The sequence below is a fragment of the Thioalkalivibrio sp. ALJ12 genome, from assembly GCF_000378305.1.
Classification (GTDB): Bacteria; Pseudomonadota; Gammaproteobacteria; order Ectothiorhodospirales; family Ectothiorhodospiraceae; genus Thioalkalivibrio.
Genome location: NZ_KB899539.1, coordinates 224,365 through 246,303, shown reverse-complemented (window position 1 = coordinate 246,303; position 21,939 = coordinate 224,365). Strand labels below are relative to the sequence as shown.

The 21,939-nt window shown below is 66.4% G+C and carries 21 protein-coding genes and 2 tRNA genes; 9 read left to right on the top strand and 14 right to left on the bottom strand.

The window, feature by feature from the left end:
• Positions 1-12: 12 nt before the first annotated feature.
• The 4 genes from F467_RS0108545 to F467_RS0108530 all read right to left on the bottom strand — a co-directional run bounded on the left by F467_RS0108545 (position 13) and on the right by F467_RS0108530 (position 5,135).
• The gene (locus F467_RS0108545) at positions 13-2,289 is read right to left on the bottom strand and encodes a diguanylate cyclase (RefSeq protein WP_018139691.1); all 2,277 of its coding nucleotides are present in this window, start codon (positions 2,287-2,289) and stop codon (positions 13-15) included.
• 148 nt (positions 2,290-2,437) lie between these two features.
• Positions 2,438-2,524, bottom strand: a tRNA-Leu gene (locus F467_RS0108540).
• Positions 2,525-2,567: 43 nt separating this feature from the next.
• Positions 2,568-4,541 (bottom strand): M48 family metallopeptidase, encoded by a 1,974-nt coding sequence (locus F467_RS0108535; protein ID WP_018139690.1) that lies wholly within the window; start codon positions 4,539-4,541, stop codon positions 2,568-2,570.
• Positions 4,542-4,550: 9 nt separating this feature from the next.
• Positions 4,551-5,135 carry a LemA family protein gene (locus F467_RS0108530; protein WP_018139689.1) on the bottom strand — a complete coding sequence of 195 codons (585 nt, stop codon included), beginning with the start codon at positions 5,133-5,135 and terminating at the stop codon, positions 4,551-4,553.
• A 139-nt stretch (positions 5,136-5,274) separates the two neighbouring features.
• Here F467_RS0108530 and F467_RS0108525 point away from each other — a divergent pair, with 139 nt between their 5' ends.
• The 5 genes from F467_RS0108525 (at position 5,275) to F467_RS0108505 (ending at position 8,756) form a co-directional block, all read left to right on the top strand.
• Positions 5,275-6,099, top strand: coding sequence for a motility protein A (locus tag F467_RS0108525; RefSeq protein ID WP_018139688.1), 825 nt, complete (start codon positions 5,275-5,277; stop codon positions 6,097-6,099).
• A 2-nt stretch (positions 6,100-6,101) separates the two neighbouring features.
• Positions 6,102-6,920, top strand: a complete 819-nt coding sequence (locus tag F467_RS0108520; protein ID WP_018139687.1) for an OmpA family protein — start codon at positions 6,102-6,104, stop codon at positions 6,918-6,920.
• Between the two features lie 119 nt (positions 6,921-7,039).
• Entirely contained in the window at positions 7,040-7,945 is a 906-nt protein-coding gene (locus F467_RS0108515; RefSeq protein WP_018139686.1) for an HPP family protein, read from the top strand.
• Positions 7,946-8,020: 75 nt separating this feature from the next.
• Positions 8,021-8,097, top strand: a tRNA-Arg gene (locus F467_RS0108510).
• 332 nt (positions 8,098-8,429) lie between these two features.
• Positions 8,430-8,756: a hypothetical protein gene (locus F467_RS0108505; RefSeq protein ID WP_018139685.1), complete on the top strand. Its 327-nt coding sequence runs from the start codon at positions 8,430-8,432 to the stop codon at positions 8,754-8,756.
• On the opposite strand, the gene F467_RS0108500 is transcribed toward F467_RS0108505, so the two are convergent.
• Positions 8,664-9,431, bottom strand: coding sequence for an arylesterase (locus F467_RS0108500; protein WP_018139684.1), 768 nt, complete (start codon positions 9,429-9,431; stop codon positions 8,664-8,666). The genes F467_RS0108505 and F467_RS0108500 overlap by 93 nt on opposite strands.
• Here F467_RS0108500 and F467_RS0108495 point away from each other — a divergent pair.
• Together F467_RS0108495 and F467_RS0108490 are read left to right on the top strand one after the other, a co-directional pair.
• Positions 9,430-10,140, top strand: a complete 711-nt coding sequence (locus tag F467_RS0108495; RefSeq protein WP_018139683.1) for an ABC transporter ATP-binding protein — start codon at positions 9,430-9,432, stop codon at positions 10,138-10,140. The genes F467_RS0108500 and F467_RS0108495 overlap by 2 nt on opposite strands.
• Complete coding sequence (locus F467_RS0108490; protein ID WP_018139682.1) at positions 10,137-12,659, top strand: ABC transporter permease; 2,523 nt, start codon at positions 10,137-10,139, stop codon at positions 12,657-12,659. Before F467_RS0108495 ends, F467_RS0108490 begins: the two co-directional genes overlap by 4 nt.
• 15 nt (positions 12,660-12,674) lie before the next feature.
• Here the strand turns inward: F467_RS0108490 and F467_RS0108485 are convergent, their stop codons facing one another.
• The gene (locus F467_RS0108485) at positions 12,675-13,556 is read right to left on the bottom strand and encodes an undecaprenyl-diphosphate phosphatase (RefSeq protein ID WP_018139681.1); all 882 of its coding nucleotides are present in this window, start codon (positions 13,554-13,556) and stop codon (positions 12,675-12,677) included.
• A gap of 258 nt (positions 13,557-13,814) precedes the next feature.
• On the opposite strand from F467_RS0108485, the gene F467_RS0108480 reads away from it, so the two are divergent.
• Both F467_RS0108480 and F467_RS0108475 read left to right on the top strand, forming a co-directional pair.
• Positions 13,815-14,246, top strand: coding sequence for an Rrf2 family transcriptional regulator (locus tag F467_RS0108480; protein WP_018139680.1), 432 nt, complete (start codon positions 13,815-13,817; stop codon positions 14,244-14,246).
• A gap of 24 nt (positions 14,247-14,270) precedes the next feature.
• Positions 14,271-15,935 (top strand): ExeM/NucH family extracellular endonuclease, encoded by a 1,665-nt coding sequence (locus F467_RS0108475; RefSeq protein WP_018139679.1) that lies wholly within the window; start codon positions 14,271-14,273, stop codon positions 15,933-15,935.
• Here F467_RS0108475 and F467_RS0108470 read toward each other — a convergent pair.
• The 8 genes from F467_RS0108470 to F467_RS0108435 all read right to left on the bottom strand — a co-directional run bounded on the left by F467_RS0108470 (position 15,932) and on the right by F467_RS0108435 (position 21,939).
• Positions 15,932-16,870 (bottom strand): mechanosensitive ion channel family protein, encoded by a 939-nt coding sequence (locus tag F467_RS0108470; RefSeq protein ID WP_018139678.1) that lies wholly within the window; start codon positions 16,868-16,870, stop codon positions 15,932-15,934. The two genes, F467_RS0108475 and F467_RS0108470, sit on opposite strands and share 4 nt — an antisense overlap.
• Before the next feature lie 11 nt (positions 16,871-16,881).
• Positions 16,882-17,688 (bottom strand): hypothetical protein, encoded by an 807-nt coding sequence (locus F467_RS0108465; protein WP_018139677.1) that lies wholly within the window; start codon positions 17,686-17,688, stop codon positions 16,882-16,884.
• Positions 17,689-17,745: 57 nt separating this feature from the next.
• Positions 17,746-18,831, bottom strand: a complete 1,086-nt coding sequence (locus tag F467_RS0108460; RefSeq protein ID WP_018139676.1) for a PA0069 family radical SAM protein — start codon at positions 18,829-18,831, stop codon at positions 17,746-17,748.
• 287 nt (positions 18,832-19,118) lie between these two features.
• On the bottom strand, positions 19,119-19,487 hold the full coding sequence (locus tag F467_RS0108455) for a DUF1992 domain-containing protein (RefSeq protein ID WP_018139675.1): 369 nt from the start codon (positions 19,485-19,487) through the stop codon (positions 19,119-19,121).
• 3 nt (positions 19,488-19,490) lie between these two features.
• Positions 19,491-19,982: an O-acetyl-ADP-ribose deacetylase gene (locus F467_RS0108450; RefSeq protein WP_018139674.1), complete on the bottom strand. Its 492-nt coding sequence runs from the start codon at positions 19,980-19,982 to the stop codon at positions 19,491-19,493.
• Positions 19,983-19,989: 7 nt separating this feature from the next.
• Entirely contained in the window at positions 19,990-20,454 is a 465-nt protein-coding gene (locus tag F467_RS0108445; RefSeq protein ID WP_018139673.1) for a hypothetical protein, read from the bottom strand.
• 123 nt (positions 20,455-20,577) lie between these two features.
• On the bottom strand, positions 20,578-21,615 hold the full coding sequence (gene pyrC, locus F467_RS0108440; RefSeq protein WP_018139672.1) for a dihydroorotase: 1,038 nt from the start codon (positions 21,613-21,615) through the stop codon (positions 20,578-20,580).
• A gap of 66 nt (positions 21,616-21,681) precedes the next feature.
• Entirely contained in the window at positions 21,682-21,939 is a 258-nt protein-coding gene (locus tag F467_RS0108435) for a DUF167 domain-containing protein (protein WP_038038896.1), read from the bottom strand.

Below are 21,939 nucleotides of genomic sequence, written 5' to 3'. Positions count from 1 at the left end.
GGTTGTTGTGGACTACACCCTCGGCGTGGGGCGCCCATGGTTAGGGGGGGCATCACCGGCCAGGCCGACATCATTGCGCCCCTGCGCCTTCACCTGATACATGGCCCGGTCGGCTGCGACCATCAGGTCCGACAGATGCCGGCCCACATCCGGATAGAAGGCCACACCAATACTGGATGTGACCTTTAGCTCCACGAATTCGCCAGGACCGGTGTGGACCTCGAACGCGTTATCGAGATCCTGCTGCACCCGCTGGGCTAGATGAAGGCCCTCTTCACGCTCCTCCAGCGGCGCGGTCAGGACGATGAACTCGTCCCCGCCCAGACGGACGAGGACGTCGTCCGGGCGCAGATGCGATTTCAGCCTTTCCGCGACCCGGCGCAAGAGCTGATCGCCCACGACATGGCCATAGCGATCATTCACCGGCTTGAAGTGGTCCAGATCGATGAACAGCAGCGCGAGGCGTCCCCCCTGACGCTCGGCACGCGCCACAAGCCGCGGGAACGCACGATCCAGTGCCGCCCGATTGGCCATCCCGGTCAGGGGGTCTTCCCAGGCCATGGTCTTCAGCTTGACCTCCAGCTCCCGCCGATCCGTGACATCAAGCGCGTGCCAGACGACTGCGGGGAGGCCGTTGATTGCGCGCGCCAGAGGCCGGATCCGTGCCTCGAACCAGCGCGCGCCGGTTTCATGCTCGGGAATCCCCAGGCGCTTCAACAGATCCACATCCAGGCGGTATTCGTGCATCTGCAGCGTCCCCTCATCGATCGCCCGGTTCACCATCTCGAGGAAGTTCGCCGCCACGTCCGAGGGAAACAACTGATCCAGGGTGTCGCCAAGGAGGGCCGGGGCCATCTCCTGTCGATGGCAAGCCTCCCCGAACACGTGTCGAACCGTGCCCTCCGAATCGACCACAAAGGCATACCCCGGAATGGCCTCGAACATCGCATCCTGCAGATCCCGCGCGGCGGTCAGGGCATCGAACAGCAATCGGTTTTCGTTGACGTCGACGAAGGTCAGCAGCCACGCACGGCCTCGCTCCCAGTCCACAGGCACCCAGCGCAACAGGAAAAAGCGGCATCCCCCGTGAAACACGCATATCCGTACCTCGCGTCCATGCGTCTCGGGCGGTGAATCGGTGAAATCGAGGTTGGGTGGAAGCCGGTCGAGATCATCCGGGTGCACAAGGTCCAACTGTGCCAGCTCCGTATTCACAGGCGGTTGTTGTCCCAGCATTCGAACAAACGCCGGGTTTGCCCAGAGGATACGTCGCCCGGACACCACGAGCGTCGGGTCTTCCAAGCGATTCACCAGGCCCCGGTAGCGATCAAGGTCACGTCGACGTGCCTGCATGCCCGTCCCGACGCGATAGGTGTAGCCGCCCACTGCCAGTGCGCCCACGAACCCCAATGCCCACCAGGCCATGGGACGATCCGTATCCCTGTGCGCCGGATCTACATCGGCCAGGAGTTGCCATTCGCCCCCCGGGAAACGAATCCGATGCCGGTGTGGCGCCTCCTCGGCGAGGTCATGAGGATTGTAGAAAAACGGGCCAGCCTCACCCACACCATCCCGGCCGCGCAGGGCAAGCAACAGCGTACCCAGTTGTTCGCCGATGCCCGCACGCTCGAGCAAGGCCTCAAAATCCAGCGCTATGCTGCTGATACTCAGCTGGTCCATAGGCTCGTCAGCGGCGAGGTGAGCAGGACTGTCTGGAACGGGCTCCGTGTCGACCGGGGCGCGCACCAGGAGCCCATAACCGCCCTGAACCAGCGGCCAGGGGCCCGCTACGACCACCTCTCGTTCGTTCAGGACTCGGCGAAAGGAATCCGCCTGTTCCGGGTGAGTGGCGAGGTTGAGCCCGACCACGCCTTCGTTCCCCTCAAGGGGATAGACAAATTCGACGATCGGCCCCCGTGCCAGCGTCAGGGAAATCACGAGGTCTTCATGCCCGCGGTAAATGCGCTCGGCTACGCGCTCGAACTCGTCGGTCCCCAGGTCCGGATGAACATAGGCGTAGGCCGCCAGCCCGATGGTCGAATGCACCAGCCCATTGATCACGCTTTCCACCTGCGTGCGCAGACTGGCGAGCTCGCTCGCCACCGCGGCACTCTGGCGATCTTCCAGCTCGATCTTCCAGGCGCGATCAATCAGCAGAAACAGCCCAAGGAATATCAGGGCGGCCACCAGGCCCAGGGCAAAGGGGCCCGCCGTGGACCCCGAATCCCGGCCCCTGTGCCGAGGCGCGTCGTGCGGGGCTTCCGTGCGCGTGTGGGTGCTGTCATCCATGCCCAGACCTGTCACTACCAGCGGTAGTACCCACTATGCGCCTAAAACACCCCCCTGTGAACGGTGAGATCGCTGCTCACCCGAGGCGCAGAAATATGCTTTTGGAAGTGACGATTAGCCGTGGCACTTCAAGTGCAAGGAAAGATAATGGTGGGGGCGGCCGGACTCGAACCGGCACAGCCTTGCGGCCGAGGCATTTTAAGTGCCTTGCGTCTACCCGTTCCGCCACGCCCCCGGGGACTCGCATCATACCGGCTACACCAGCCGGGTGTGGAGCCTTATCCCGCTGACCCGCTCCCCTGCGAGCCATCCGCCATCTCGGCGATGGGCAACGGGATGTGCAGCGCAGCGGCCATCGCGCGCAGCAACTCGATCTCGGCTACCTGGACGCCACCGCCGCGCTGAACCGTCGCCAGCATCGCCTCTACCAGCGTCCGCTTGTCCTTGACCCGCAGGTCGTCGAGCCGCTCCAGGGCCTTGTCCAGCACGGCTGCCCAGGCATTGCCGGTGGTGGCCTGCTCGAGTTCGGGCGGGGCCTCCGACTCCAGCGGCATGATGCCGGTCAGCGCCGCCACGCCGGCATTGAACGCCGTGATGGCCGCATCGGGATCGTCGGGGTGCCCGTGGTGGGCCAGGACCGCCAGCACGTAGCGTGCCTGTCCACTGTTGTCGGCCAGCCGGCGGCGGCCACCTGAACGGGCCTGCGACGGCCGTTCGATATCCTGCAGCTGACGCCGTACAAGGCGCCCGAGCGCGTACTCGAAGGCCGACACCCGTCCATCGGCCTGAATCAGCTCATCTACAAGCCCTGACAAGACCTCGCGTTCCTGTGGGGGGTGACGGCGGAGCACGGGGAAGGCCATCTCCAGCACCGGGATGCGCAGATCGGGACTGAGCTCCGGTACTGCCTGCAGCAGGTCGCGCACGCGCTTCTCGCTGTCCTCGCCGCGCGTCTCGAGGATGCGCATCAGCTGGGCATCTCGCACCTCCGCGTCATTGGAGATCAACAGATACAGCACGGCCTCGGCGGCCCAGCGATCGGAATGCACCGAGCGTTCCAGGGCGCTGGGCACTGCGGCGACCAGGAAGCCGGCGCCGAGGATATGCGCAAGGCCGGGGTCGCCAATCGCTTCGAGCAGGGCCTCGGGGTGCAACGCCAGCCCACCCCCGGCCTTCGGCTCGGCCTGTTCGCGCGCGGCCTCGGCCTCCTGCTCCTCGCGCCGGCGCCGCGCATCGTCCTGCATGCGCTTTTGTACAGCCTCCAGCTCCGAGGGATCAAAACTCGGCTCGATCTTGCGGATACGATCTTCCAGCGGCGGATGGGTCGCAAACATCCGGCCCAGCCCCCCATTGACGAACAGCATGTGTCCGACCTCTTCGCTGTCCGCGTTGAGCCCGGAGTAGCTGGCCCCGATCTTCTTCAGCGCCCCCGCAATACCCTCCGGCTGGCGCGTGAACTGCACGGCTGAGGCATCCGCCAGGTATTCGCGCTGACGCGAAACCGATGCCCGGATCCAACGCCCGAAGAACAGACCGATGTAACCCACGATCATCAGCACCAGGCCCGCGACCACGATCCCACCGGCGTTCCGGTTGTTGCGGGAAAAGCGCATCGCCAACAGCACACGCTGCCCGATCAGTGCCATCACCAGAATCCCGAACAGCATCCCCACCAGGCGAATGTTCATGCGCATATCGCCATTGAGGATGTGCCCGAACTCGTGGGCGACCACGCCCTGCAGCTCGTCCCGGTTCAGGTGTTCCAGCGCGCCGCGCGTCACCGCGACCGCGGCATCGGACGGCGAATACCCGGCCGCGAAGGCATTGATGCCCGGCTCCTGCTCCAGCACGTAGACCTCGGGCACCGGAACCCCCGAGGCGATCGCGACCTCTTCCACCACGTTCATCAGGCGGCGGCGCAACGGATCACGGGTGTCCCCTTCAATCCGCGTGCCCCCAAGCTCGCGCGCAACCGCGCCACCGCCATCGCGCAGGCTCAGCATGCGATAGAGACTGCCCAGACCGATCAGCCCCACGGTGAACGCACTGGTCCAGCCAACCACGTCCAGGTTGTCGCGGAGAAACGCCCGGGTCAGCCAGGGTTCGCCCGGTGCGGTCGCCTGCGCCTGGCCGAACAGCACCAGCGCGATCAGGTTCATCACCACCACAATCGCCAGCACAGCCAGCATGAACAGGCCCAGCAGCACCCGCGTGCGCCGCTGGGCACGGTCCTGATGTTCAAAGAAATTCATGCCCTGTCCCTAGGAAAAGTTGACCTCGACCGGCTCGCGCTTCTGCGGGTCCTCGATCTCCAGCAATTGCGCCGGGCGGAAGGCGAAGTTGTTCGCGATCAGGGTGTTCGGGAACATCTCGCGCAGGATGTTGTACTGCATCACCGCATCGTTATAGCCCTGACGCGCGAAGGCCACCCGGTTCTCGGTGCTGGTCAGCTCTTCGGAGAGCTGCATCATGTTCTCGTTCGCCTTCAGGTCCGGATAGTTCTCGGACAGCGCGAACAAGCGTCCCAGGGCGCCGGACAGCCCCTGCTCGGCCCCGGACAGCTGGCGCACGGCCTCGGTGTTCGTGGGGTCCCCGCCCACCTGCTTCAGCCGGTCCATCGCCTGATTGCGCGCCTGGATCACTGCTTCCAGCGTGTCGCGCTCATGGCTCATGTAGCGTTCCGCGACCTTCACCAGGTTCGGGATCAGGTCGTAGCGGCGGGTCAGCTGGACGTCGATCTGGGCAAACGCGTTCTTGTAGCGGTTGCGCGCCGTCACCAGCCGGTTGTATGTCCAGACCGCCCAGACCACGAGCAGCACCACAATCGCGATCAGCACCCATTCCATGCCGGCCTCTCCCTCAGCAAACAAAGCCCCGAGTGTACGCAGGAACGACGCCGCCGGCGAACGCCCGGGACTGCGTGAACCCGGCGCGGCCGTGCTATACCCTGACCCCCATCAATCCCGGAGCCTTACGGATTCCTGAATGAATCTCTCGACCCTTCTCGGCATCATCGGCAGCCTGCTGGTTTTCGGCAGCGTGATCGCCTTTTCCTCGCAGGACCTGCATGCCTTCCTGAACCTGCCGGGGCTGGGTATCGTGCTCGGCGGTACGATCGCCGCGACCCTGATGAGCTATCCCTTTCACGAGGTGGTGCGAGTCTTCCGTGCGGGGGCGCATGCCATCCGCGAGGAGCGCTACGACATCGCCAGCGACCTGGAAGAGATCGTTCAGGTCTCGCGCTACTGGTACTCGCAGAACCTGCGCGGCGTCCAGCAGCGCCTGGAGCAGGTCCAGAATCCGTTCCTGCGCACCGGCATCCAGCTGGTGATCGATGACACCCCGATGGACGACATCCAGGACCTGCTCAACTGGCGCATGGCCCGCCTGCGCGCCCGCGAACAGGCCGATGCGCAGATGTTTCGCACCATGGCCACCTATGCCCCGGCCTTCGGCATGCTGGGGACGCTGATCGGACTGATTAACCTGTTGCTGACCACCGAGACCGATGACTTCACCATCATCGCGGTCAACCTCGGGATCGCCCTGATCACCACGTTCTACGGCATCCTGCTGGCAAACCTCGTGTTCCGCCCGATCGCGATCAAGCTGGAACGGCGCACCGAGGGCCGCGTGGTGCTGATGACGATGGTGCTCGAAGGCATCATGCTGATGCGCAAGGGCCGCACCCCGGGGTACATCCGCGAGACCCTGCGTTCGTTCATGGAGAACCACCGCGACGAGATCCGCCAGACCGAGCCCAACGGCGAACCCGATCCGGATGAAGCCGAACGCCAGGAACGCACCTGAGCATGCCCAGCCCCGGATACTCCACCTCCAACCGCGCGGCCATGCAGGCCGAGATGGATGCCCAGGCGGCCACGCGACCGGAACAGGCCTTTCTCGGCTCCTATCCGGGCGAGCGCCAGCGCGACGACGAGCACGCCTGGATCCTCACCTATCTCGACGTGCTCACCCTGGTCATCGTCATATTCGTGATCATGCTGACCTTCATGGACCCGCGCGACGACCGCCCACTGGCCAGCGCGGCCCAACCGATCCAGCTCGCCCACCCCGATCACCAGGCCCTCCTCGACCCGTTGGTCGCGCCCCTAACAGGAGACCTGGGCGATCTCGAAGGCCGGCTCCATGAACTGCTGCCGGAAGTGGACGACCCCGATCCCGAGGGCACGGCCACGACCGCATCCAGGATGCGCGAGCAGGCACCTCAGGGCGTCGAGGTCGTCGAGCACCCCGGCCGCACCGAGCTGCGCATCCAGGACGAGATCCTGTTCGCCAGCGGACAGGCCGACCTGCAACCGGAAGGCCGGGCGCTACTGGCGCAGCTGGAGACCCTACTGGACGAGCACGACGGCCTGGTTACCGTCGAGGGGCACACCGACAACATCCCGATTGGGACGGAGCGCTTTCCCTCCAACTGGGAGCTCTCCTCCGCCCGCGCCAGCGGCGTGGTCCGCTACCTGCTGGACCAGGGACTCGACGCCGAGCGACTGCGCGCCGTGGGCCGCGCCGACACCCAGCCTGTGGCCAGCAACGACACCGCACGCGGCCGTTCCGAGAATCGGCGCGTCGCGCTGATCCTCGAGTCTCCAACCGCCGCGGATCCATGACGCCCAAAGGATTCCCATGCCTTCCCCGGGAATCCCGCAGCACGCAACCCACCACTTGACCACGGGCCCTGCGCCCCTAAAGCTGTGCACTTTATTCAACTTATGAGCAACGGGCAGACATGCGCACAGGACGCGGCCTCCTACTCGGCGACTTCCTCGACACCACCAATCACAAGGACAAGCTGATCGCGCTGATCGGGGCCGTGATCGGCCTGTATCTGTCACTGGAGGTCGCGGCCTCGGTCACCGAAAGCGGGATCAACGGGCTCATCCTCGCCTCCCTGGGCGCTACCGCCGTCCTGCTCTTTGCCGCACCCCGGGCCGCGCTGTCGCAGCCCTGGAATGTCCTCGGCGGGCATGCCATTGCGGCTATGGTCGGGGTCGCCGTCCGTCACCTGGTCGATCACCCGCTGGTGGCCGCCGCACTCGCGGTCGGCCTCACCGTCTACGCGATGTACTACCTGCGCTGCCTGCACCCTCCCGGGGGTGCCACGGCGCTGTATGCCGTGCTGGGCGGCGCCTCGGTCGAGGAGCTGGGGTTGCTGTTCATCCTGCACCCCGTTCTCTCCAGCGTGGCCGTCATGCTGCTGGTCGCCTTCATGATCAACTACCCGTTTCCATGGCGCCGCTACCCGGCCGCCCTGGCGCGCCTGGGCGAGCCCTCGCCCGCCGGCCCATCCGGTGCACTGGAGCGTGCCGGCCTCAGCCAGGCCGACCTGGAACACGCGATGCGCGATCTCAATCTGTATCTCGACATGACGGAGGACGACCTGGCCCGCCTGTACCTCCTGGCACGACGCCACCATGCGCACCCGGACGCGATCGATCCTGCGGATGTTCGTCCCGGACAGTGCTACAGCAACGGCGCCGCGGACCACGCCTGGAGCGTGCGCAAGGTCCTGGCGCGAGATGGCGACCTGATCACGTATCGCGTCATTAGCGGCGCAGGCGTCCCCGAGGAAGGTCGCTGCCCTGTGATGGACTTTGTCGCCTGGGCCCACCATCGCCTGGACGTTCAAGGGTGACCGTCGCCACAGCCTGGGAACCGCCACATCGCTTTGGCGCGAATCCCGACACATGCTTATACTCGCGGCGCGGCTGTCTCCGTAGCTCAGCTGGATAGAGCAGCCCCCTCCTAAGGGGCAGGTCGCAGGTTCGAATCCTGCCGGGGACACCACCTTCCATTAGTGTTTCCTTAAGGAAACACTGATCAACGTACACGCTCGCGTTGGCACCCCAGGTTTTCCGAGACAAGGCGCGGTGCGCAGCGGGTAGTGGTTCTACCAGCAAGTGCCGCAACGCAGGATCGGGGAACCTGGGGTGCCAACCCCGAAGGGGCTCGGCCGCTTTTGCATGCGCACGGCGTTGCAACTCCCTTGTGCAGAATGACTGCACGGCAGTCGCCGCGCCTTGTTCGCATGCAAGAGCGACTCGAGCGCGAGCGTGTACGTTGATCAGTGTTTCCTTAACGAACTGGTGTCGGCGGAAAATCCACCGTAAGGTACCCCAATGGAGACGCTCACCACGGAACAGGCCGAACGACTGGTCGATCTCCTGGCACCGCTGATCGGGGTGCAGGGGGAAGTGGATGGCCGCATGGTGGAACTGGTCGAGGTCCTCGACGAGGGCCCCCGCGGCGAGCCGGGTATCGCGTTGATGGAGACCGGCCTGGACCGCCCGATTCAGACGAATCAGTACGGCGACCCACTTTCGCGGCACTCGCTGGTTCGCACCCTGCCGCTGCTATCCGAGGTCGAACGCGATATCCATCCAGTGCTGCGCCAGCTCCTCCCCGAGGACGTCCTGACCGATCTGCGCCGCGCGCTCGGAAACTGAAACCCCGTCGTCCAGACAAGCCTCTATCCCGCGCATCATGGGCTCCAAATGAGGCCACACGGCATCCAGCATGTAGGGCTGCGCCTCGGGCGTCGGGTGGATCCCGTCATCCATGATCATCCCGTCGCGAAGAGCAACCTCGTGCAGGAAGAAGGGCTCGAACACCAGCCCACGCTCCCGGGCCAGATCGGCGAAGACGGCCTCGAAGCGCTGACTGTACTGGGGGCCGTAGTTGGGCGGAATGCGAATCCCGAGCAACAGCGTCTGGGCGCCCGCCGAGTCGATCGCCTCCAGCATCACCTCCAGGTTCTCGCGCATGGCCCGTGGCGAGAGCCCGCGCAGGCCGTCATTGCCTCCCAGGGCCAGGATCACGAGGTCAGGGTTCTCGCGTTCGAGGACCTCCGGCAGCCGTTCGCGCCCCCCGGCCGTCGTCTCGCCACTGATCGAGGCATTGGCCACACGCCAGGGATGATTGCGCTCGCTCAGACGCGCCTCCAGGAGCCCCACCCAGCTTTCGGAATCGTTCATCCCGAATGCCGCGCTCAGGGAATCACCGAACACCAGCACCTTCGCGGGTTCTTCCCCTGAATTTTCCGAGCTGATGGAATTCGCAAGGCCAAGCGGACTCCATAGCAACGCGAGCCACGCAAAAATGACCAGGGAATAACGCCACATGGATGCATCCTCATCTTCGGTTCTGGAAGCCCGCGACCTGCAACAGCGGATCGCCGGCCCCAGCGGTGTACTGGATATTCTGCGCGGAGTCTCGCTCGCGGTGCACGCCGGCGAGACGGTCGCGATCCTCGGCGCCTCCGGCTCCGGCAAGTCCACATTGCTCGGACTTCTTGCAGGTCTGGACGCCCCAAGTGCCGGAGAAGTTCGCTTGCTCGGCCAAACGATCAGTGAGCTGGACGAAGATGGCCGGGCAGCCCTGCGCGCCGGGCGCGTCGGCTTCGTGTTCCAGTCTTTCCAGCTCCTCCCGGCACTGACGGCCTTTGAAAACGTGCTGCTGCCGCTGGAGCTTAACCCCGAGCACGAGGCGCGCTCGCAAACCGAGATCTCCGGCTGGGCCCGCGACGCGCTGAAGCGCGTCGGGCTCAGCGAGCGCGAAGCCCACTACCCGCACCAGCTCTCGGGAGGCGAGCAGCAGCGGGTCGCCATCGCCCGCGCGATTGTGGATCGCCCGGCCGTGTTGTTTGCGGACGAGCCCACCGGCAATCTCGACGGCCAGACCGGCAGCCGCATCATCGAACTGCTGTTCAGCCTGGCCCTCCAACCGGATGACCAGGGCCAGCGCACGGCGCTGATCCTGGTGACACACGACGCCGATCTCGCGCAGCAATGCGATCGCATCCTTCATATCGAGGACGGCGTGCTGGCATGACCTGGCTTTCTAGGCGCGGCGGTCCGCGCGAATGGATTCGTGGCACCTGGCGCGAATGGCGCAGTGCCGAACTGCGTGTGCTCGCCGCAGCCCTGGTCGTCGCGGTGGCGGCGGTCGCGGCGGTCGGGTTCTTCACTGATCGGGTGGATCGCGGCATGGCGCAGCAGGCGACCCTGCTGCTGGGCGGTGACATGGCCGTGGTCGGCGACCAGCCGATCCCGGAGGACTGGCTCGCGGAGGCCGAACGTCGAGGCCTGCAGACCGCCCGCACCGCGGCCCTGCCCAGCGTGCTGTTCACCCCCGAGGACGACTCCCGCCTGTCCGCGCTGCGCGCGGTGGATCGTGACTGGCCCCTGCTGGGCGAGGCCCTCGTACGAACCGACCCGGACGCGGACCCCGAGGTACGCACCCAGGGACCGGAACCCGGTACGGCCTGGCTGGAGGGCGCCCTGCTGCAGGCGCTGGAACTGGAGGTCGGCGATACCGTCGAGGTCGGCGAACTGGAACTGCAAGTGGCCGGCGAGATCACGCGGGAGCCGGACCGCGGCAGCGCCCTGCTGGATATCGCACCCCGGCTGATGCTCGCCTATGAGGATCTCGAGGTCAGCGGCCTGATCGGACCCGGCAGCCGCGTGCGCTACGAGCTCTTCGTGACCGGCCCGGCGGCCCCGATCGAAAGCTACCGCGACTGGATCGAGGAGCGCCTGGAGCCGGGCCAGCGACTGCGCGGGCTGGACGACGCCAATCCGCAGTTGCAGGTCGCGATCGAGCGAGCCGAGCGCTTCCTCGGGCTGGCCTCTCTGATGGCGGTCCTGCTGGCCGGCGCGGCGATCGCGGTGGCCGCCCATCATTTTGCCCAGCGCCGTGCGGACGCCGCCGCGGTCATGCGCGCGCTGGGGGCCAGCGGACGCCATGTACTCAGGCTTTATTTTGGCCACGTCCTGATCATTGCGCTGCTGGCCAGTGCACTGGGCCTGGTCATTGGGTTCGCGGCGCAGTTCGTGCTCTCCGCGCTGCTCGGTGAGTGGCTGGCGGGCGACCTGCCGCCGCCAGGGTTACGCCCAGTAGCGGCGGGCCTCGGTGTGGGCCTGATTACCGCGATCGGCTTCGCCCTGCCCGCGTTGCTGCGCATCGGCCAGGTGTCCCCCCTGCGCGTACTGCGCCGTGATCTGGGGCTCCCGCCCGCCTCCGTCTGGCTGTCGGGGCTGCTGGCCCTTCTGGCCTTCGGTGCGCTGTTGTACTGGCAGGCGGCCGACCCGCGCCTGGCCGCCTGGGTCCTGCTGGGGACCGCGGGCGCCCTGGTCGTACTCGGCGCACTGGGCCTGCTGCTGGTGCTGGCCCTGCGCCCGCTGCGCAATCACGGGGGCATGGCCATGCGCTTTGGTCTGGCCAACCTCTCCCGCCGCGGCGGGCTGAGCGCCGTGCAACTGGTTGCCTTCAGCATCGGCATCCTTGCGCTATTGCTGCTGGCGATTGTGCGTGTGGACCTGCTCTCGGCCTGGGATGCCAGCATCCCCGCCGATGCACCAAACCAGTTCTTCGTCAATATCCAGCCCGGACAGGAAGAGGCGTTCGCCGACCGGATCGAGGCCTCCGGGCTCGAACGCCCGCAGATGGACCCGATGATTCGCGGACGCCTGATCGCGATCAACGACCAGCCGGTCCAGCCCGATGACTTTGACGACGACCAGACCCGGCGCCTGGTGGATCGCGAGTTCAACCTCTCCTACGCGGAGGAACCGCCGGAGCACAACCGCGTGACGGAGGGCCACTGGTTCCACCACGGGCCGACCGGCGAGGCGGCCGACGGTGCCTGGTCCGTCGAGGCCGGGCTGATGGAACGCTTTGGACTGGAGATCGGCGACAGCCTGACCTTCCGGGTGGGCGGGCAACCCGTGCGCGGGGTCATCGCCAACGTACGCGAGGTCGACTGGGACAGCTTCCGGGTCAATTTCTTTGTGATCGGCCCGCCCGCCCTGCTGGGCGAGCAGCCGCGCACCTATATCACCGCGCTGCATGTGCCGGAAGGTATGGGAGCGGAGCAGAACCGCTGGCTGCGCGAATTCCCGGCCGTCTCCGCGATCGACGTCGGCGCGATCATCGAGCAGGTCCGCGACGTGATGGACCAGGCCACCCGCGCGGTCGAGTACGTCTTTCTGTTTACCCTGGTCGCGGGCCTGACCGTGCTGTTTGCGGCGGTACAGGCCACGCGCGACGTCCGCCGCCGCGAGACCGCACTGCTGCGCACGCTGGGGGCGCGGCGGCACCACATCCGACGGGCACTGCTGGCCGAGTTCGGCAGCCTGGGTTTTCTGGCGGGTCTGCTGGCAGCCATCATCGCCACCGCGGTGGGGGCCCTGCTGGCCTGGCAGGTGTTCGAGTTCGACTACCGGATCAATCCGATGACCTTCGTCTTCGGGATCGTCGGCGGGACCCTGGGGATCGCGCTGGCCGGATGGCTGGGGACGCGCAGCGTACTGCGCCAGGCGCCACTCGGGGTCCTGCGCGGCCCCGAGTGATGCGCCCGACGACCATCAGTGGCCGTACATGATGTCCACGTCGAGGAAGCCGAACAGCACCAGGGCCGCCAGCGCCCAGACATAGAAGGAAAAGACCTTCAGGCGCGCGCGATAGAGGAAGAACAGCACCATCTTGAGGGAGACCACCCCGACCACCGCGGAGACCACGAACCCGACGATCAGCGGCGTCCAGGTCAGATCCCCCAGCCCATTGCCATTCGTCCAGACATCCAGCGACTGAACGGCGGTGGCCGCCAGGATCGTCGGGATTGCAAGGAAAAAGCTGTATTCGGCTGCCCAGCGCCGCTTGAGGCCCGAGAACAGCGCGAAGGTGATGGTCATCCCGCTGCGGCTCAGCCCGGGGACCAGCGCAAAGCCCTGGGCCACGCCAATCACCGTGGCGATCTTCGGCCCCAGCTTGCGCAGCCCCAGCGGACGTCGGCTCAGGCGATCCGTCCACCACAGCAGGATGCCCGTCAGCGTGAGGGTGCCGGCGATCAGCGTCGGATTGGCGAACACGTGCTCAAAGCTCGCCTTCAGCGTAAAGCCGATTGCGGCGGTGGCGAAAACCGACAAGCCGCAGAGCAGCGCGAGGCGCAGGAACAGCATCTCTCGGCCCGCGCTGCCACCGGCCGACGCCCATTGCCAGCTCTCGCGGGCGATCCCGCCGCTCAGGCGCCAAAGACTCTGGCGGAATACGTAGATAATCGATACCAGCGTGCCGACATGCACAACCAGATCGAACAGGATCATCTCCGGGCTTTCCGGCGGCGGCAGCGGCTCGCCACTGAGAATCAGCCAGTGCTGGGTGAGCACCAGGTGCGCGGTCGAACTGACCGGCAAGAACATGAAGATGCCCTGCACGACGCCGAGCAGGGTGGCAACCCAAACTGTCATTCCGATTCCGGTTTTGTCCCAAAGGCGGGCGCAGTATACGGAAACGGCCCGGGAAACGGTGTTACCGGGTTCGCGCCCCGGCACTCGCTTTCATATACCCAACGTACTTGTTTTTGCGCCAGTACACCCTTATCTTGCCGTTATACATTCACATAGCCGTATATTTGGCAGCCGACCAACCGAACCCGTGCGACCCGCGAGAACGTACGGGACCTGGCGAGCGCCGATCTGGCCTGCAAACCGCCAACGAGTCACCCCATGCAACTAACTCGCTTCACTGATTTCTCCCTGCGCGTCCTGATGTACCTCACGGTCCAGCCCGACGACCAGCGCGTCACCGTCACCGAGATCTCCGAACGCTTCGGCATTCCGCGCAACCACCTGGTCAAGATCGTTCACCAGCTGGGCCAGAAGGGGTATCTGATCACCCGCCGTGGCAAGGGCGGCGGCATCTCGCTCGCTCGCGCACCCGAGTCGATCAATATCGGGGCCGTCGTACGCGACATGGAGCCCAACCTCAAGGTCGTCGATTGCGAGAGCCCGATGTGCCCGATCCTGCCCGGCTGCCAGCTGCGCGGGGTACTGGACGACGCCCGCGATGCCTTCCTCGCGGTGCTCGATCAATACACGGTGCGCGATGTCACCCAGTCACCCGAGCACCTGCGGTCCCTGCTACGCTATAGCGCCTGACCCCACTGCCCCGAGGACGCCGCCATGGATCGGCACGTGACCTCCCGCCGACCGCTATCGGCCGCAACCCCGCTGCTTGTGGCCCTTGCGCTTGCCGCACCGCCTGCGCTTGCGCTGGCACCCGCCTGCCCGTCCGACAGAGCCAGCCTCACGACCGACGAACTGCTGGCCGAACCTCCGGCGGACGACGCCTCCGTCGTTCTGGAGGGCATCGTGACCGGCGTCTTCATGGGCGACGATCAACTGGGCGGCTTCTACCTGCAGAACGACGAGTCCGACAGGCCAACCGGGCTGTTCGTCTATGCCCCGCGCCAAGAGCCGGTTACGCCGGGTGATCGGTTGCGCGTACAGGGCCGCTTTGGCCATCACCACGGCCGTCCCCAGCTCGCCCGCATCGACGGCATCGAGACCTGCGGAAACGGTCGGCTGCCCGAGCCGGTGACACTCGAGCTCCCGCGCGACGCCGAACGACTGTCTGACTTCGAGGACGTGCGCGTGCGCTTTGATCAGACGCTGACCGTATCGGGCCACCATGAACTCGAGCGCTACGGCAACCTGAAACTCTCCGCCGGCGGGCGCCTGTGGCACCCGGGACAAACGGGCGCGTTCGACGACCACGACCATGCCGAACGCCGCATCGTGCTGGACGATGGCAGCTACCGCGCCCGTCCGGACCCCATCCCCTATCTCGACGACCAGGGGACGCGGCGCGTCGGCAGCCAGGTCACGGGCCTGACCGGCATCCTGACCCACGCCTTCGATGCCCACCGCCTGCATCCGACCGAAACGCCTGAGTGGGAGGGGGGCACCCGACCCGAGGCGCCGAACCCGGCGACAGGCGGTGCACTGCGCATCGTTACTGCCAACATGGAGAATGACTTTGTCACGCTGGGCGAGCGTGGCGCGGCCAATCGCGCCGCACGCCAGCGGCAGGAGGCCAAGCTGAATGCCGCCCTGCTCCCTCTGAACGCCGACCTGATTGCGGCCATCGAACTGGAAAACCGCCCCGTCGCCCGCGAACGCCTGATCGAGCGCCTGAATCAGCACGGCGACCTCACCTACGAGGCGGTACGGCATCCCGCGCCGGGGACAGACGCGATCAAGGTGGGCATAACCTACCGCCCCGATCGGCTGAAATTACTGGAAGTCGTCGCCGACGAAGACCGTGTGCATCACCGTCCACCGCTGCTTGCATGGTTCGGCACACCGGAAGGTGAACCCCTGTTCGGAGTCGTGGCGGTGCACTTCAAGGCCAAATCCGGATGTCCGTCCAGCGGTGACGTCGATCACGGCCAGGGCTGCTGGAACGAGCGGCGCACGGCCCAGGCCGAACGCCTGGCACAGTGGATCAAACAGGAGCGTCGCGACGGGCTGCCCGTGATCATTGCCGGCGACCTGAACGCCTACGCCGCGGAAGACCCGCTCCGTGTGCTACGCGAGGCGGGGAAACGGGATCTGGTCCATACCGAGCCTGACCGGGCCTACAGCTATGTCTTTCGCGGCCAGTCCGGGCAACTGGACTACTTGCTCGGCCCCGGGGGAATCGCTGAACACGTCGGGGACGCCGGCTCCTGGGCGATCAACGCCGACGAACCGGCCTTTCTGGGATTTGACGGGAGCCAGCCCGTCGACGGGCCATGGCGCGCCTCCGACCACGACCCCGTCTGGCTGGACCTGCGGGTCGACTAGTCACGGGTCGGGAGTTGTTCTGACGCTCCTGCGTCGGCCTCCGGCTCGGTGGCTTTTTCCCCAACCTTCTCGGCGGCCTCCGTCTCCTCGTCGCTCAGGTTGTCCTGGATAAGCCGCACGGGGATCGGCCCGCCATCGATATGGCTCAGCGTGCGCTGCGGGAACGGGATCTCGATACCCGCCTCGTCCAGAGCGCCCTTCACCTGCATGTGCATGCTGTTGCGCAGATCCAGGAATTTCTCGCGCCGCGCCCAGACGGACAGCTGAATCTTCAGCGCGGAATCCCCGTACTCGAGGAAGATGAACAGCGGTTTGGGTTCCTCCAGACAGACCGGATTGCGATCCGCCACGTCCATCAGGATGTCGCGCAGCGCCTTCAGGTCGGTGCGATAGGCCACCCCGATCTGCATGTCCAGGCGGCGGATCGGGAAGCGCGTCATATTGGTGATCTGCGACTTCACCAGGCTCTCGTTCGGAACCCGCACCAGTAAGTTGTCGAAGGTACGCAGCTTCACCGACAGCAGGTCGATGGACAGCACCTCCCCGGTCGCGTCCCCCACCTTGATGATGTCACCCACCGAGAAGGGCCGCTCCCCGATCAGGAACAGCCCCGAGATCAGGTTGGACGCCGAGGTCTGCGAGGCAAAGCCCAGCGCGACCGTCAGGATGCCGGCCGCCCCCAGCAGCACGGTGAGATCGAAACCCAGCTCGCGCAGCCCGGACACAACCGCCAGGACGATAATCACGTAGAAGCTGATGCGGCGCATCAGCATGATCTGCTGGGCATCCATATGCCGGCCGAAGGCACGCGTAAGGTTGCGCGAGACCAGTCGCGCCACGATCAACCCGACGACGATGTAGAGCGAGGCCCGCAGCGCGGCCAGAAAGCCGTCGCTGGTCAGAAAGTCCATGGTGCCTTGTATCCAGCCGTCCATTCAGTGTTTCCCTATTGGAACAGGGCGCTGAACGCCCGCACCATCACATGCCGCCCGCCCACCTCGCGCGGCTCGGCGATCCGCTCGGCCCCCTCGGCCTCAGCGGGCGGCCCGGCATCGATCTTCATCGCCGCCATGTCCTTGTCTTCCTCGCGCTCCATGCGGACCGCCGGGGTCCACAGGCGGTTGTGGCGATCGGCATAGACCGGCAGACGCGGCACCGGCAGGTTCACGCGCTCCAGGAACAGCGCATCGAGCGCCTTGTTGTGGATCGTCAGCGGCGTGACCACGCGGTGCGGACGCTCCGGGACATCCTCCAGAGCCAGCCGCGCCTGGGTGCGCGTGGCGTAGCACAGCTCCCCCTCGACCGTACTGGGACCGAACCAGGTGTCCGAAGGCACATAGACCGGGAATTCATGTGCCCGCGCATCGCCCAGATAGAACTGGACCCAGGCGGGCGAACTCAGAAACAGCGTGACCCGGCCCTGAGCCGGCACGTAGAACGGGTTTTCCGGCCGACTGACCATCGGACGGTCGGCCAGAGCGATCCGCAGTTCCGGTTGGGTGTCGCCGGTAGCACCGGCGAAGCGCAGACGCTCGGAGAGCGACTCGGGCCACTCGGCGTCGGTCGGTACCTCGATATCCAGCGTCGCATCGGCGGCGTCGCGCGGCCGATCCAGGCCCAGGCGCCATTCCGCCGGGGTATGTTCGAGCCAGATATCCAGCGGCCCGACGGACCAGCGTCCGATACGCCCCTGTGGCAACGACCAGCGCCCCCACCAGGTCGGCCGCTTCCCTGTCTTGTCCTTGTCGGTCATCCCTGGTGGTGTCCTGTGTCCGTTGCCGATGTGCTCGACGACCACTGTAGCGCACTCCTAAAACAGATCCATCTGGGGGCCGCGGTCGGCCTCCGGTGCTGCCGGCGGGGAGAAGCGCGTCGTATCCAGTTCCGCCAGGCGGCCGGCCAGACCCGCACGGCGCCGGGCCAGGCGAAAGCGCTGACGCAGCAGTGTTGCATAGGGGCCCGCCCCGACCATCCGGTGGCCGAAGGTCGAATCGTACAACTGGCCCCCGTGCGCCTCGCGCAAGCGCTGCAGCACATGGTCCGCTTTCAGCGGGTGGTACGTGCGCAGCCAGTCCTCGAACAACGGCGCCACCTCCCGCGGCAGGCGCAACAGGACATAGCCGGCGCTGCTCGCCCCGGCCTCGCGCGCTGCGTCCAGCAACGATTCGAGCTCGCCGTCAGTCAGCACCGGGATCAGGGGCGCGACCAGCACCGCCACCGGCACCCCGGCCTCGCTCAGTCGCCGCATGGTTTCCAGACGCCGCTGGGGCGCGGCCGCGCGGGGTTCCAGATGGCGCGACAGCGCCCGATCCAGCGTGGTCACGGAGACCGCCACCTGAACCAGCCCCTCCTCCGCCATGGGTCCCAGCAGGTCGAGGTCCCGTTCAACCAGCGCGGACTTGGTCACGATCGAGACCGGATGCCGCGCCTCGGCTAGCACCTCCAGGACCTCCCGCGTAATACGCCACTCGCGCTCCACGGGCTGATAGGCATCCGTATTGATGCCCAGAGCCAACGGGGTCACGCGGTGCGCGGGGCGTGCCAGTTCGCGGCGCAGGCAGTCGGCCGCGCCCACCTTGGCGAATAATCGGCTCTCGAAATCCAGCCCCGGCGACAGCCCGACATAGGCATGTGCCGGTCGCGCGAAACAGTACGCGCAGCCGTGCTCACAGCCCCGGTAAGGGTTCAGCGACAGCTCGAACGGGACATCCGGCGACTGGTTCCAGGACAGCGCCTTGCGTGGGTGCTCCGGTGTCACCTCGGTGCGCAGCGGCCGAGGCTCCTCGTCGTCGCCCACCCAGCCATCGTCAAACGCTTCGCGGTGGGTGGTTTCGAAGCGCGCGAGGGGCTGGATCGTCGCGCCGCGGCCACGAACCGGTCCATCACGCTGGTTCATCGGCGCGGGCCGTCAAGGGAAGCACTGATCCATGTACACGCTCGCGCTCGAGTCGCTTTAGCGTGCGAACAAGGCGCGGCGACTGCCGTGCAGTCATTCTGCACAAGGGAGCCGCAACGCCGTGCGCGCACCCGTTTTTGATAACAACGGGCGGCCGAGCCCCTTCGGGGTTGGCACCCCAGGTTCCCCGATCCCGCGTTGCGTCCCTTGTCGGTAGAACCACTACCGGCTACGCACCGCGCCCTGTCTCGGAAAACCTGGGGTGCCAACGCGAGTGTGTACATGGATCAGTGTTTCCCTAGCCGCTCGCAGAGCTGGCGAAAATACCCGGATTCGGAGATCAGGCCGCGCCCCTCTTCCGACTGGTTCAGCCGATCCAGCAGCATCCGCAGGCGCCGCGCCGCCCGGTCGCGGGTGGCCGCGTCGTCAGCGGCTTGCAGCAAGGCCTCCGCCGAGGCGATATCGCCGCGCAGGCGCACGGCCTCCGGCACATACCCTGCGTTTTTCATCACTCGAAACGCCAGCCGCAGCTCCTGTGGCACATCGCGGTCATCGTCGAGTTCCAGCGGCCGCCCGACCCCGGGCAGATCATCGAACTCGCCCCGCCGAGCGGCCTCGGCGAGCTTCGCCTCGACTTGTGTCTCGGAGAGCAGCATGCGTCACCGCTCGAGCCGGATGCGGTAGACATCCGCATCCGCCGCACTGAATGCGCAGACCACCAAGCTGCGAAACTGGTCCTCCTGCGCCCGCAGCTGTTTCAGCGCGATACCGGCCGCGCGGTCCTTGGGAAAGCGGTAGACGCCGGTGCTGATCAGGGGAAAGGCCACCTCGCGCAGGCCATATTCGATCGCCAGTTCCAGGCTTGCGCGGTAACAGGAGGCCAGCAGCGTGTCCTCGCCCGCCTGGCCGCCCTGCCACACAGGGCCGACGGTGTGGATCACGTACTCGGCCGGCAGGCGAAACCCGGGGGTGATGCGCGCCTCGCCGGTCGGGCAGCCACCAAGGGCCCGGGTCGCCTCCAGCAGCTCGGGGCCAGCGGCGCGATGAATGGCCCCGTCGACACCGCCGCCGCCCAGCAGGCTCTCGTTGGCGGCGTTGACGATCGCATCCACCTCCAGGGTGGTGATGTCGCCCTGTACGACCGAGATCATGGCTGCCCTACGCCGGCACCATCCAGAGGGTCAGTGACAGCAGAATGGCCGTCATGCTCAGGCCGATCACCGGCAGCATCATGACTCCGGCCAGCGCCTCGCGCCGGAACAGGCGGAAGGCCATCCCGATGAGCGTCAGGGCCCAGCCGAAGGCGACGAAAAACGCCAGTGCAAAGATCTCGTTGCTCCACAGCACGATCAAGGCCACCGGCAGCGCCAGATTCAGGAACACCACGCCCAGCTCCTGCGAGCCGGCGGCACGCCCCGCGGTCAATGCGTAGCCATAGGCGGCCCAGACCATCACCATGCCAAACGCCAGCGCGCCTGCGGCCGGCGACTCCAGCGGCGCGCGCAGGATAGCCGCGCCATGCGGCTCCAGGCCCACGCCCAGCGCGATGATCAGCAGGCCTACCCCCACACTGATCAGCAGCCAGAACCACAGGGTTCCGCGTTGTACGTCCGGTTCGGTCATGTGCCCTCCCTGGGGTCGGAATTGGATACGTCATGCAAACAATGTCTGTACTACCGGGGACCACGGGGACGGCTCGAGGTTCGGACCCGCCACCGTCGGTGCCGGGTCCGTCACGCCGCGAGGTCAGTGGCGCGCCAGCTGCCAGGCGACCGTCTCGCCCGCACGCAGGGGTACGCCCGGGTCATGGCCGAACAGCACCGCTTCGGGCACGGTCCAGTCCACCCGCTCCAGCGTGATGGTGTCCGTGTTGCGCGGCAGCCCGTAGAAATCCGGGCCGTGGAAGCTGGCGAAGCCCTCCAGTTTGTCCAGCGCATCCACAGAGGCGAAGGCCTCGGCATAGAACTCGATCGCCGCGTGGGCTGAATAGATGCCCGCGCAGCCACAGGCGGACTCCTTCGCATGCCGCGGGTGCGGGGCGCTGTCGGTCCCGAGGAAGAAGCGTGGGTGCCCGCTGGTAGCAGCACGCAACAGGGCCTGGCGGTGGCGCTCGCGCTTCAGGATCGGCAGGCAGTAATGATGCGGCCGGATGCCGCCGACGAACAGCGCATTGCGGTTGTACAGAAGGTGCTGCGGGGTGATGGTCGCCGCGATGTTCTCCGGGCCCGATTCGACAAACGCCACCCCCGATTCGGTCGTGGTGTGCTCCAGCACCACCCGCAGGTCCGGAAACTCGCGAATCAGCGGCTGCAGGTGGCGTTCGATAAACACCGCCTCGCGGTCGAAGATGTCGACCTCCGGATCGGTCACCTCTCCATGCACCAGGAGCGGCAGGTCGACCCGCTGCATCGCCTCGAACACGGGGTAGCAACGCCGGATATCCGACACGCCGCTGGCTGCGTTGGTCGTCGCCCCCGCCGGGTACAGCTTCACGCCGTGAATGAACCCGCTGGCCTTTGCCGCCTCGATCATCCCGGGCGTGGTCGCCTCGGTCAGATAAAGCGTCATCAGCGGCTCGAAGTCCGCTTCCTCCGGAAGCGCCGCGAGGATGCGCTCGCGATACTCGGCCGCCGCCTCGACCGTCGTCACCGGCGGCTTGAGGTTCGGCATGATGATCGCGCGGCGAAAACGCCGGGCGGTATCCGGCAGCACGCTGCCGAGCACATCGCCATCGCGCAGATGCAGGTGCCAGTCGTCGGGTCGGGTAATCGTCAGACGGTTCATGGGATCCTGGAAGAGTCGCGGGAGCCCTGGCGGCTCCATTGAGGAAACGCTGATTGTATCCGGCGATCAGGATAACGCGCGGCGGATTTGCTCCTCGCCGTAACCCTCGATCGCCACGGTCTTGTCGCGCGCGGTCGCACCCGCCACGACGGTCACGTCACGGGCCGGGCAGCCCAGCGTCTTCGCCAGCAGGGCGCAAACGGCCTCGTTTGCCCGGCCTTTCTCTGGTGGGGCCTGCACGCGAAGCTTGAGGATATCCCCCATCCAGGGGCCAATCGCATCGCGCTTGCTGCCCGGCGCCACGCGGACCCTAAGGCGAGCCAA

What these genes read in the sequence shown, in the direction of transcription:
- F467_RS0108545 (WP_018139691.1), bottom strand. Translation starts at nt 2,289, where the DNA reads ATGGATGACAGCACCCACACGCGCACGGAAGCCCCGCACGACGCGCCT.
- F467_RS0108535 (WP_018139690.1), bottom strand. Translation starts at nt 4,541, where the DNA reads ATGAATTTCTTTGAACATCAGGACCGTGCCCAGCGGCGCACGCGGGTG.
- F467_RS0108530 (WP_018139689.1), bottom strand. Translation starts at nt 5,135, where the DNA reads ATGGAATGGGTGCTGATCGCGATTGTGGTGCTGCTCGTGGTCTGGGCG.
- F467_RS0108525 (WP_018139688.1), top strand. Translation starts at nt 5,275, where the DNA reads ATGAATCTCTCGACCCTTCTCGGCATCATCGGCAGCCTGCTGGTTTTC.
- F467_RS0108520 (WP_018139687.1), top strand. Translation starts at nt 6,102, where the DNA reads ATGCCCAGCCCCGGATACTCCACCTCCAACCGCGCGGCCATGCAGGCC.
- F467_RS0108515 (WP_018139686.1), top strand. Translation starts at nt 7,040, where the DNA reads ATGCGCACAGGACGCGGCCTCCTACTCGGCGACTTCCTCGACACCACC.
- F467_RS0108505 (WP_018139685.1), top strand. Translation starts at nt 8,430, where the DNA reads ATGGAGACGCTCACCACGGAACAGGCCGAACGACTGGTCGATCTCCTG.
- F467_RS0108495 (WP_018139683.1), top strand. Translation starts at nt 9,430, where the DNA reads ATGGATGCATCCTCATCTTCGGTTCTGGAAGCCCGCGACCTGCAACAG.
- F467_RS0108500 (WP_018139684.1), bottom strand. Translation starts at nt 9,431, where the DNA reads ATGTGGCGTTATTCCCTGGTCATTTTTGCGTGGCTCGCGTTGCTATGG.
- F467_RS0108490 (WP_018139682.1), top strand. Translation starts at nt 10,137, where the DNA reads ATGACCTGGCTTTCTAGGCGCGGCGGTCCGCGCGAATGGATTCGTGGC.
- F467_RS0108485 (WP_018139681.1), bottom strand. Translation starts at nt 13,556, where the DNA reads ATGACAGTTTGGGTTGCCACCCTGCTCGGCGTCGTGCAGGGCATCTTC.
- F467_RS0108480 (WP_018139680.1), top strand. Translation starts at nt 13,815, where the DNA reads ATGCAACTAACTCGCTTCACTGATTTCTCCCTGCGCGTCCTGATGTAC.
- F467_RS0108475 (WP_018139679.1), top strand. Translation starts at nt 14,271, where the DNA reads ATGGATCGGCACGTGACCTCCCGCCGACCGCTATCGGCCGCAACCCCG.
- F467_RS0108470 (WP_018139678.1), bottom strand. Translation starts at nt 16,870, where the DNA reads ATGGACGGCTGGATACAAGGCACCATGGACTTTCTGACCAGCGACGGC.
- F467_RS0108465 (WP_018139677.1), bottom strand. Translation starts at nt 17,688, where the DNA reads ATGACCGACAAGGACAAGACAGGGAAGCGGCCGACCTGGTGGGGGCGC.
- F467_RS0108460 (WP_018139676.1), bottom strand. Translation starts at nt 18,831, where the DNA reads ATGAACCAGCGTGATGGACCGGTTCGTGGCCGCGGCGCGACGATCCAG.
- F467_RS0108455 (WP_018139675.1), bottom strand. Translation starts at nt 19,487, where the DNA reads ATGCTGCTCTCCGAGACACAAGTCGAGGCGAAGCTCGCCGAGGCCGCT.
- F467_RS0108450 (WP_018139674.1), bottom strand. Translation starts at nt 19,982, where the DNA reads ATGATCTCGGTCGTACAGGGCGACATCACCACCCTGGAGGTGGATGCG.
- F467_RS0108445 (WP_018139673.1), bottom strand. Translation starts at nt 20,454, where the DNA reads ATGACCGAACCGGACGTACAACGCGGAACCCTGTGGTTCTGGCTGCTG.
- pyrC (WP_018139672.1), bottom strand. Translation starts at nt 21,615, where the DNA reads ATGAACCGTCTGACGATTACCCGACCCGACGACTGGCACCTGCATCTG.